Origin of the sequence: uncultured Anaerovibrio sp. (assembly GCF_947302755.1) — a bacterium.
Taxonomy (GTDB): Bacteria; Bacillota; Negativicutes; order Selenomonadales; family Selenomonadaceae; genus Anaerovibrio.
Genome location: NZ_CAMYWM010000084.1, coordinates 1 through 10,932 on the forward strand (window position 1 = coordinate 1; position 10,932 = coordinate 10,932).

General features: G+C 46.3%; 9 protein-coding genes and 1 tRNA gene. 5 read left to right on the plus strand and 5 right to left on the minus strand.

All coding sequences use genetic code 11. The annotated features are described in order from the left end of the window. Positions 1-161: 161 nt before the first annotated feature. On the minus strand, positions 162-332 hold the full coding sequence (locus tag Q0Y54_RS08680) for a hypothetical protein (protein ID WP_297966396.1): 171 nt from the start codon (positions 330-332) through the stop codon (positions 162-164). 292 nt (positions 333-624) lie between these two features. Then, a tRNA-Ala gene (locus Q0Y54_RS08685) sits at positions 625-700 on the minus strand. A 155-nt stretch (positions 701-855) separates the two neighbouring features. Here Q0Y54_RS08685 and Q0Y54_RS08690 point away from each other — a divergent pair. Next, positions 856-1,545 (plus strand): aspartate/glutamate racemase family protein, encoded by a 690-nt coding sequence (locus tag Q0Y54_RS08690; RefSeq protein ID WP_297966397.1) that lies wholly within the window; start codon positions 856-858, stop codon positions 1,543-1,545. 228 nt (positions 1,546-1,773) lie between these two features. Here Q0Y54_RS08690 and Q0Y54_RS08695 read toward each other — a convergent pair whose 3' ends face one another. Then, on the minus strand, positions 1,774-3,087 hold the full coding sequence (locus Q0Y54_RS08695; protein ID WP_297966398.1) for a histidine-type phosphatase: 1,314 nt from the start codon (positions 3,085-3,087) through the stop codon (positions 1,774-1,776). Positions 3,088-3,426: 339 nt separating this feature from the next. Between Q0Y54_RS08695 and Q0Y54_RS08700 the strand changes: the two genes are divergently transcribed. Continuing rightward, entirely contained in the window at positions 3,427-4,710 is a 1,284-nt protein-coding gene (locus tag Q0Y54_RS08700) for an ArsB/NhaD family transporter (RefSeq protein ID WP_297966399.1), read from the plus strand. 201 nt (positions 4,711-4,911) lie between these two features. Here the strand turns inward: Q0Y54_RS08700 and Q0Y54_RS08705 are convergent, their stop codons facing one another. Then, entirely contained in the window at positions 4,912-7,092 is a 2,181-nt protein-coding gene (locus Q0Y54_RS08705; protein WP_297966400.1) for a diguanylate cyclase domain-containing protein, read from the minus strand. A gap of 534 nt (positions 7,093-7,626) precedes the next feature. On the opposite strand from Q0Y54_RS08705, the gene ilvB reads away from it, so the two are divergent. The 3 genes from ilvB (at position 7,627) to rbr (ending at position 10,467) form a co-directional block, all read left to right on the plus strand. After that, positions 7,627-9,318: a biosynthetic-type acetolactate synthase large subunit gene (ilvB, locus tag Q0Y54_RS08710; protein WP_297966404.1), complete on the plus strand. Its 1,692-nt coding sequence runs from the start codon at positions 7,627-7,629 to the stop codon at positions 9,316-9,318. After that, the gene (gene ilvN, locus Q0Y54_RS08715) at positions 9,315-9,815 is read left to right on the plus strand and encodes an acetolactate synthase small subunit (protein WP_297966401.1); all 501 of its coding nucleotides are present in this window, start codon (positions 9,315-9,317) and stop codon (positions 9,813-9,815) included. The genes ilvB and ilvN overlap by 4 nt, the downstream gene beginning before the upstream one ends. 109 nt (positions 9,816-9,924) lie before the next feature. Further along, complete coding sequence (gene rbr / locus Q0Y54_RS08720) at positions 9,925-10,467, plus strand: rubrerythrin (protein WP_297966402.1); 543 nt, start codon at positions 9,925-9,927, stop codon at positions 10,465-10,467. A gap of 123 nt (positions 10,468-10,590) precedes the next feature. Here rbr and Q0Y54_RS08725 read toward each other — a convergent pair. After that, positions 10,591-10,932, minus strand: a 342-nt coding sequence (locus Q0Y54_RS08725) for a nitrous oxide-stimulated promoter family protein (RefSeq protein ID WP_297966403.1), incomplete at its 5' end; no start/stop codon positions are given.

Consider the following 10,932-nt stretch of genomic DNA (forward strand, 5'->3'; position numbering starts at 1 on the left):
CACTAAGCTCCCACTGCGCCGTAGGCTTGTGCTCGCTAAGTGTTCATAGTAAAAAGGTGCTGTGGATAAAATGCTCTCACATTTCATCACAGCACCTTTTTTATTCGTTGCTAACGGGTGCAAAGACTCCCTCCGCTTAGGCGGGAGCATAGTACCCGATTTCAGTGTCTTTTGATTACCAGCCTGTTTCCCTGAGCTGTACGTGAAAGGGGATGGGTATCCGGCAGGGAGAAGGGTCTTCCGTGGGTAAGGAGCCCACCGGCTACCTTGTTCATTTCATCATGATTTAATTCTTTCTTGTTCGGCCTCAATACATTGCTTACCTGTTCCATTATTCCGCACCTCTTTTGTGTTTATTACGACTCTTATCCTTATCTACGTATCAGGAAGGAAAGTATTACATTTTTTTTAATCGGAGGGCACACCGATTTTTCGCCGGCTGTGGTCAGGTATTTGGCAGATTTTACCTAATTTGTCACAAAAAATTAGTTTTTTGTATTCTTCCTTGATTTGGGCCAATTAATAGGAAGGAGGGGCAGTCCGGCTTTATTGCTTCACCGGTGACAGAGGAAACAAAAAACCTCGAAACCAATAGCAATAAAGGCTTCGAGGTTATCTTTTTTCTGGTGGAGACGAGGGGGCTTGAACCCCTGACCCCATGCCTGCCAGGCATGTGCTCTCCCAGCTGAGCTACGCCCCCAGTAACTTGAAATCAACCGTGTTTTATTATAAATGAAAGCTGGGGATAATGCAAGCAATAATTTTAAAAAACAAATTATTTATTCATTTGCGTATATTTAGTGATAATGATATCCTTTAGACAGGTGAAAAATGGTAAACTTAGGAGTGAGCAGTATGAAAACAATTGGTATTTTAGGTGGTATGGGGCCCATGGCCACAGTGGATTTGATGAAAAAAATAATTTTGTCCACACCGGCCAAGGCGGATCAGGAGCATATTCCTATGCTGGTGGACAATAACTGCCTGATTCCGGACCGTACCAGAGCAATCAAGGGCTTGGGTCCGTCGCCTGTACCGGAGATGGTGAAAAGTGCCAAGCGGCTCATGGCGGGGGGAGCGGATTTCATCATTATGGCCTGCAATACGGCCCATTATTTTCTGCCGGAGATTTTGCCCCATATAAGCATTCCTGTACTGTCCATTATTGACGTGGCTGTAGACCATATTATGGAGCAGGGGTATCAGCAGGTGGGATTGCTGGCCACCAGTGGCACCATCAGTACCGGCTTGTACCAGAAGGCTCTGGAGGCCAAGAATATCAAGTGTATCGCACCGGCCGCCCAAAGGCAGCATATTGTCGATGACATGATTTATGATGGGGTCAAGGCCAATAATGAGGCCTATGATACGGGGGACATCAGAGCCTTATTGGCGGACATGAGGAAGCAGGGAGCCGAAGCCTTTATCCTTGGCTGCACTGAGGTACCGGTGGCAGTATCCATGTATGGACTGGAGGGAGTCTTTGTGGATTCCACTGACGAATTGGCCAGGGCAGCGGTGAAATTTTCCAGGGAGGAGAAGTAAGCCCGGGGGCCGATAGGCGGAGCTTTATTATTGATGTATAAGGAAAAAGCAGAGTCAGTGATTAATACGATTGCTTCGTATTGTCACGCGGCCCTGCTTTTGTTTATTTTATCCTATGCTAACGGAGGATAATATTCCCTCCTGTTAGGCGGGAGTACAGCACCTGTAGCGTTTTGGGTAAAATTCAACTGAATTCAGGCGTAGTTAAGACGCCACCTGAATAAGCTATCATTTTATGACACAATATTCATTATATTGGTCGTTAATCATATTCAACCGTTCCTCTATTTCCGCGTAGGGATACAAGCCATCCTCCGTTTTGTGCAGTCCCTTGAAGCTGAGGGGATACAGCATTGGCGGATGCTGTAGATTGAGCTGGGAGGAATTGCGCTGCTGCCGGTCGGACATATACATAAGGTATGGATTAATGAACAGATTACCGGCGGCATCCTGCCGCTTTTCCAAAACGATTTTTATTCCCAGGGGGGCCTTGGTCAATATGGTTTCAGGCAGTGTATAGTCCTCCGCCTGAAGAACGGTCAGGATATTAAAAATATTGGTATCATGTCCGCATAAAAAGGCAAATTTCAGCCGATCATTTTTCAGGTCATCCGCAATGATGTTTAAAATATCATGGGAATTTCTTAGGGCAATGGCCGGATTGGCTGATATCATTTCGATGCCTCTGGTTTTTATGCAGCCGATATTCTTCCAGTCCTGGTCCGTCATACCGCTGCCCCAGTCTGCCATATTATTATCCGGCTCCTCAAAATAATTCATGATAATCGCATCCAGCAATTTATAGGCATTTCTGGCATCACCGGAATAATTAAGGATATTTTTGTTTTCTCCCTGCATATTTAAATATAAATTACTGGTGTCAATATGGCTAATGCCGTGTTGTTTGGCAAAGGGGGAATTTTTGAAATCGGAAATTTTTTCAAAGCTGCCAAAGCATCGATGGCAATCAGCCTTATATGCCTCAAAGTTATCATTGTGGTATTTCATGCACAATTCGTATAGCTTTGGGGTGTCCAGTATATGGGGCTTGATGAAAACCGGGTCACGGTCATTTATGCTTAAGGTGTGTCTTATAGGAACGTTGGCCGTTGGCAGCATTCCCACCGCAAAATATTGGGCCGTGGCAATGGTCCGCTGATATGAGTTGGCATAAAAATCCACCTCTCCGTAGGCCGGCTGCCAGGAATTGGGCATAAAGCCTTCATCCAGCAAATAGGCTTGCATATATTGTCCCAAAATGGTTTCATTAATACCTCCCTTCATGGTTAAATTACCGGAGGGCATATTCCATTCAGGTAATTTGTGGTTCATCATGGAGGCACTTGAGGAATCGTCCTTTACAATAGTCGTTCTCAGATTGTGACGGCTAAAAATAATCATCTGCTCCAGCTGATAGCCCTTATCAGTCAGTTCGGAGCTGGCATGGGCCAATGGAGCACTCCCAAAAATCAGGATGCCGGACAGGGAGGCCGCTCCCACAATATTAAGCAGCTTTTTTAAGCGAGGTTTAAGTAGGTTCATCGTTGTCGTCTCCTTAACAGTCATTGGTTTGCGGGGGAAAATCCCCTGTAATATTACTATAGCATAATTTGGAGACTTATTCAGAGGGGATTGATATTCTATATGAATTTAGCCGGAATTTACCTTTTTTTGGCGTAGGTATCCAAGCAGCGAAGGGGATTGCCCAATCTCTCCATTGACGTAGAATAAAGCTGTATTGGAGAAGAAAAAAATATTCATAATACAATTTTAATTCAAATCAATAAAAAATTACTATGTACAAATTATTAATTATATGGTAAAGTTATTGTACATCGAAAAATCGTCAAACAAATATTTAGGATTAGAGGAGGTAGTGTTGTGGATACAACGACGATTGCAGTGGTGATATTCATAGCTGCATATGCACTGATTATTTCGGAAAAGGTCCATCGTACCATAGTTGGTATTGTTGGTGCTATGCTGATGATTCTCTTTGGCATACTCTCTCAGGAGGTTGCGATTCATCACATAGATTTCAATACATTGGGCTTGCTCATTGGTATGATGACTATCGTAAATATTACGGCGGAAACAGGCTTGTTTAACTTTTTGGCCATTTGGGCGGCTCAGCGGGTAAAGGCTCAGCCAATGAAATTGCTGCTGGCCTTGGCTTTGCTGACGGCGGTATGCTCCGCATTGTTGGATAATGTTACCACAGTATTGTTGACGGTTCCGGTAACATTTAGTATTACTTCCCAGCTGAAGGTAGATGTAAAGCCATTCCTCATTGCTCAGATTTTGGCTTCCAACATTGGTGGTACAGCAACCCTGGTAGGTGACCCACCAAATATCATGATTGGCTCTGCTGTAGGCTTGAGCTTTATGGATTTCATTATTCATTTGACTCTTCCGGCAATTGTTATTTTCATTGTGACTGTATTCTTGCTTGAGATGATTTATGGCAAGTCGCTCCATACCACTCCTGAGCTGCAGGCACAGGTAATGAAGCTGAATGCCTCCAAGCAGATCAGCAACAAGCCACTGATGAAAAAGTGTCTGCTGGTTCTGGCATTGACCATGAGCCTCTTTGTTGCACATAGTGCCTTGGGCCTTGAGTCAACTACTGCTGCTCTCTCCGGTGCCGGCTTATTGCTGTTGATCACCTTTACAAGGGATGAGGAAATGATTGCAAAGGTTCTCAGCAAGGTTGAGTGGACGGCAATCTTCTTCTTCGCCGGTTTGTTTATTTTGGTTGGTGCCCTGGTAGAAACTGGCGTTATCAAGATGCTGGCTGAAGAGGGCATTAAGGTTACCCATGGTTCTGTAGAAGGTACGGCAATCCTTATTCTCTGGATGTCAGCTCTTGCATCGGCCTTCGTTGATAATATTCCATTTGTAGCTACCATGATACCGTTGATTAAGGATATGGGTGCTATGGGCCTCAGCAATCTGGAGCCTATGTGGTGGTCCCTGGCTCTGGGCGCCTGCCTTGGTGGTAACGGTACCCTGATTGGTGCCAGTGCCAACGTTGTAGTTGCTTCCATGGCAGCTCAGCATGGCCGTCAGATTTCCTTCATCGGCTTTATGAAGATCGCCTTCCCATTGATGATTTTGTCCATCATCATCAGTACAGCCTATGTATATCTGCGTTATCTCATGTAATGGGGATATAGCTGGTGGACACACTTAAATTTGTTTTATGCGCTTAATATAAAAAGAGGACTGTGGCAAGAGTGGTTTCGAGACACCATGCCGCAGTCTTCTTTTTTTGTTTCTTTATGGAATTAATTTTATCCGATGCTAAGGGGGAATATTCAACTAAATTCAGATGGAGTTAAAACTCCACCTGAATAAGTTATCATTTTATTGCTGCTCATAAATTTGGAAGCCGTCACGACCGGCGGCCTTCACCTTGTATAGTGCCCGGTCCGCATGGCGGAACAGGTCGTCGTAGCTTATATCCTGCCCCTTGGCGATGGCAATACCGATACTGCCGCTTACATTGGCGGGATGACCATCCACCATCATGTTCTTAATAGAGGTGAGAATCCATTGGGCTTGCTTCCTTATATCGTGAATACTGAAATCCTTTGGCAGGGGAACCATTAATAAAAATTCATCGCCACCAAATCGTGCGGCGGCGGTCATGTCGGTGCAGTTGCGCTTCAGAAGCTTGGAAAAGGTGACCAGCAGCTTATCCCCTGACTGATGGCCATAGGTATCATTAAATTGCTTGAAGTGATCCAAATCAATAATAATTAGGGCTATGGCCTCATCCGGCTGTGTTTGCTTCATTAGCTGGTGACAGCGGAGGGCAATTCCCTTTTTGTTCAGAAGTCCTGTAAGGGGATCAGTTTCTGATTCCTGCTTATAGGCATCCCGGTCCCTGGTCAGGGCCTTTACTTCATCCAGGGCCTGCTGCAGCTCCTTGTTTTTCTCACTGAGCAGAATGTTGCTTTGCCTGGTTCGCCGGTTATTGTTTACTATGAAGGCGATACCCAGGGCGGTCATCAAAATTAATAATATGGTGGCCACCATGGTGGCGGGATATTCCTGCAACAGATAGCCAAAATTAATCACCGGACGGGAATTTGTTTTGATAATACGATTGGCTTTTTCCGGTGACATTCGCTGAATGGCGGTATTTAGGGTATGTACCAATCTGTTCGGAGTTGCTTCGCTGGCCATAAAGCTGAGACCAACGTGACAGGTGTGCTTGTCAGCAATCTTCAATTGAGGTCTGGTGGCCAGACTGCTGTAGTGCAGCAGATATAGGTTGGGGATTAACGCCATGGTATATTCATGGTGTTCCACCCCATCCAGACAAGCCTCCACCGTGTCCAGGGTAGTAATGGCCGAAGCCGGGAATTGGGATTCCACGTATTCCATAAGACCGGGAATTTTCGCCGGTATGGCAATTGATTTTGGCGAGTTAAAGAATTCTGTTTCCTTGTGTATTATAGCCCAGTAATCCACCACCATGAAATTATTGGTAAAGGTCATGGAACGCTGATAGTCGGTACCGGAATATACGTAGGCCATGATATCGGCCTCCCCATTTTTCAGCAGCTTTTCCGCATTTTGTGGGTCATTGGCCTGGATGATTTCAAAGGTCAGGCCGCTGTCCTTGCCAATTTCATCGAGAATATCTTTAAATATACCGCTATCCTCCACGATGAATGGGGGAAAGCTGCCTGGAAGGGCAACTCGCAGTGGAGCCGCTGATTCGGCATAATTACGTTCCGTATCTGAATAGGAGACAATGTGGTGAATTGCCGGATCAATGTATTCCTGTTGCAATCGCGTGCCAAAGGAGGGGTTCTTTAATTCTGTATCTATAATTGCGTTGTTTAAGGCCAAAACCAAAGGCTGCTTGGAGGGGAGAGCTGTAAACTGACCTAGGCCAATGGCTATGGCCGCCAGCTCTATTTCATTTCCCCGCAGGTTGGAGCCATCATCCATGGCTGCTTGTATCTCCCCGCCATGCAGGGCTTCAATCATGGCTTTGCCATTTGGGTAGGTCACATAGTGGATGTTGTGCCAGCCCTGGCTTTCTACATAATAGGTTATATATCCTGCATTATCTTCTGTTGCCACATAACCTATGGTGATGTTGTCCATGGTGGAGCTGTCCCGAACATTCAGCTTGCTGTCCGGAACCGCAAAAAGGCTTAGCATACAGTAAAAGGCCTCACCTTCGCTATATATTCTGTCAGAGGTATTGTCTGCTGGCCCCAGGACTGGTGCCAACAGATCTAATTCACCGTTATTCAGCAATCGCTGTCCTGCTTCGGGGGTTACCATAATATATTCATAGCCCAGATGGGTGCTTTTGGAAAGCTCCTGCAGGTAGACCTTGATATATTGCTCCAGCAATTCCCGGCTGCGGCGGTTTGTGTCCTGATTGATGGACAACAGGCCAATGCGCACCGGCCTGTCCTGGTTCGTCTGGAGCAAATACTCCCTGGCCTGACCAGGTGAGATGACCAGTATAAGTGCTGTAGTAATAATGACGGATAAAAAATATTTTAATTTATGTAGCATAACTATCTTACCCTCGCTGTCTTTGTATATAAATATTTACCTACATCATATATTAATGGTAGAGAAAATGTCCATGATTTTTCAATTAATTTTTATCCGATGCTAACGGGTGCTAAGACTCCCTCCTCTTAGGTGGGAGTAAAGCACCCGTAGCGGTCAGTGTCAGCTGCTCAGCTAAGACCATGGAAATACCACAGGGGGCGGAGGCTTGTTAAATGGGTGGGAAGGAATACGCAAAGGGGGCTGTGTTAAGTCTATGTGTTTTCATAGAGAACAATTATGGCAAGCTTACTGGACACCTGACGGTGTCCACACGCCCTTACAACGAAATCTAGAGCTCATCTGCATCCTTTGGATTTGATTCACTAAGATTTCGTAGTAAAATTCTGTAAAGTATACACAATTTAACAATGAAATGTTGATAATGATGTAAATGTTATTGTATAATATGTACTCAGTGGACAATATTATAATTTTCATTCATAGATGATGTATGAGTAGTGTATTTTATATAAGGGGGAGTTTTCTTTGCAGATGAATGGAGCCCAGGCTATTCTGGAGAGTCTGAAAAAAGAAAATGTTGATTTGGTATTTGGTTATCCCGGCGGGGCCGTTCTCGATTTATATGATGCCGTATATCAGGCCAGATTTCCGCATATTTTGACCCGCCACGAGCAGGGAGCTGTTCATGCTGCGGATGGCTATGCCCGGGCAACCGGCAGGGTGGGAGTGGTGTTTGCCACCTCGGGCCCCGGGGCTACCAATTTAATTACCGGTATCGCCACGGCCAATATGGATTCGGTACCGCTGGTATGCTTTACCGGGCAGGTGACCAATCCGCTCATCGGCAAGGACTCCTTTCAGGAAGCGGATATTGTGGGGATTACTACTCCTATTACCAAGCATAATTATCTGGTGAAAAAGGCAGCAGAGCTTCCCCGGGTAATCAAGGAAGCATTTTTTATTGCCCGTACCGGCCGCCCGGGGCCGGTGGTTATCGACATTGCCAAGGATGTATTTACCTCCATGGTGGATTATGAATATCCCCAGCAGGTGAAGCTGCGGGGCTACAAGGGGGACTTTACCGGTGATGAGCAGCAGGTGGCTGATGTGGTGGAGGCCCTAAGGGCCACCAAGCGTCCGGTGTTTTTCATTGGCGGAGGTGTTACCTTATCCGATCAAACGGATATTATGCGGGAAATCGTGGAATATACCGGTATTCCTGTGGTCAGCTCCCTGATGGGCCTGGGCTGTATTCCGGCCAGACAGGAGGGCTTCCTGGGCATGGTGGGAATGCATGGCTCCTATGCCGCCAACATGGCTGTACAAAAAAGTGATCTGCTGATTGGCGTAGGTGTCCGCTTTGATGACCGGGTAACCGGCAAGCTGGATGCCTTTGCCCCTAACGCCAAAATTGTTCATTTTGAAGTGGATAAGGCGGAAATCAATAAAAATGTATTTGCCCATTATCCGATAATTGGGGACTTGCGGTGGTCATTGCCTATCTTTATGGAAGGCCTCCATCAATCAGATGAGGATTATGTGAATAAATTCAGCAAGTGGCACAATTATGTGGTGGAAATGAACAGGGAATACCCATTCAGCTACACCACCAATGATCAGGTGATTATGCCCCAGCAGCTGGTGGATATGGTCAGTGCTATGGTGGATGAGAATACCATTGTGGTTACCGATGTGGGCCAGCATCAGATGTGGGCGGCCCAGTTCTTTAACAGCCGCAATCCACGGCAATTTATTACCTCCGGCGGTCTGGGAACCATGGGCTATGGCCTGCCGGCCGCCCTGGGTGCCAAGCTGGGATGTCCCCACAAGAGGGTTGTGCTGTTCACTGGTGATGGCTCCGTGATGATGAATTGCCAGGAAATGTCCACGGCAGCTGACAACAATATTGATGTAAAGGTAGTCCTGCTCCACAATCGGGTGCTGGGCATGGTTACCCAGTGGCAGCGGATGTTTTACGGTAAGCGGTATTCCCAGACCCTGCTGGGAGGCAAAACAGATTATGTGAAGCTGGCTGAGGCCATGGGTATGCAGGCCTGTCGGATAGAAAAGCCCCAGGAGCTGAAGGAGGCCTTGACGAAGGCCCTCAATGTAGAGGGGCCAATCCTTATAGACGTAATGCTGCCAGCCACAGAGGACGTATTACCAATGGTGGCTCCCGGAGCTCAGTTGGATAATATGGTTTTGGGAGGTGGCGAAGAATGAAAAAATATATTTTGGCCGTGCTGGTAGATAACAAGCCTGGTGTATTGACCCATGTATCGGGAGTTATCAGCCGTCGGGCCTTTAACATTGAAAGTATTTCCGCCGGCTATACCGAGGATGAGGATGTTACCCGGATTAATATTGAGGTTTCAGTAGAGGACGACCGGGAATTGGAGCAGGTGGTAAATCAGCTCAGCAAGCTCATTGATGTAATAAAAATCGTAAATCTTGGGCTGGTGGATTCCATTATCCGGGAGCTGGTGCTGCTGAAGGTGCGGGCTACCAAGGGCTCCCTGGCGGATATTCGCAATATAGTGGATATTTTCCGGGGGAAGATAGTGGATGTCAGTCCGGAAAATGTGGTGATTGAGCTGACCGGCTCCCAGAGTAAAATCAATGCGATCTGCGAGATGCTGGCGGAATTTGAAATTATTGAAATAGCCAGAACGGGAGCAATTGCCCTTAGCCGTGGGCCGCTTCCAATAAAAAATATGTAAGCTTGACATTACCCATAAAAATGGTATACTAATGCTAACGGATAATTATTATCCGTTAGCATTTAGCTTTTGTGTGTTGTTTATATATGATTTATGAGGAGGTTTTTTCATGGAATTAAAGGGAAGTAAGACCGAACAGAATTTGTGGGCAGCATTTGCCGGTGAATCCCAGGCTCACACCAAGTATCAGTATTTCGCCTCTCAGGCCAAAAAGGATGGCTTCGTTCAAATTCAGAACATCTTTACTGAGACGGCCAAAAATGAGAAGGAACACGCCAAAATCTGGTTCAAGCTGGTCAATGGCGGCAAGATTCCTTCCACGGCGGATAACCTCAAGGCAGCTGCAGCTGGTGAAAATGAGGAGTGGACTTCCATGTATCCGGAGTTTGCCAAGGTAGCCCGGGAGGAAGGCTTTGAAAAGATTGCCAAGCTCTTTGAGGCAGTGGCTGCTATCGAGAAGGAGCATGAGGAGCGCTATAAGATTTTGCTCATGAACGTGGAGCAGGATAAGGTATTTAAGAAGAATGAAAAGGTTATTTGGCAGTGCTCCAACTGCGGCTATGTATGCACCGGTGAAGCAGCTCCGGAGGAGTGCCCTGTTTGCGCTCATCCGAAGGCCCATTTCCAGGTTCTGCCTACCAACTACAAATAATTCCGGTTGCTGATGGTGGGGACTAACCCCATCAGTTTAGTAGGAATATTAAGGGAAATAAGAAGCTCCCGCTGGCCAAAGGACAGCTGGGAGCTTCTTAAATGCATGAATTTAATTTGGAATTTATTTTTTCTTCTTCTCTTTTTTCTTCGTTTCTTTGTTTTTCTTGGCTTCCTCACGGGCCTTGGCCTTTTCGGCAGCGTTCTTGGCCTTGGCTTCAGCCTTCTCCCGCTCGTTCTTTTCCTGCTTGCTCTTGGAATAGTCCACGCTCAGGCTGGCCATCTTGTGTTTAAAGGCCATAATCGGATGCTTGAACATCATGCCGGTGCTGGCAGAGCTCATTATCTCGTTGAACTGCTTGGTGTTCTTGTCGCCGAAGCATTGAATTTCGCAACGGTCGCAAATCGGTTTGGTGATACCGTATGGACAGCGGTTCATCTTGGTCATGACAATGGCCAAGAGAGC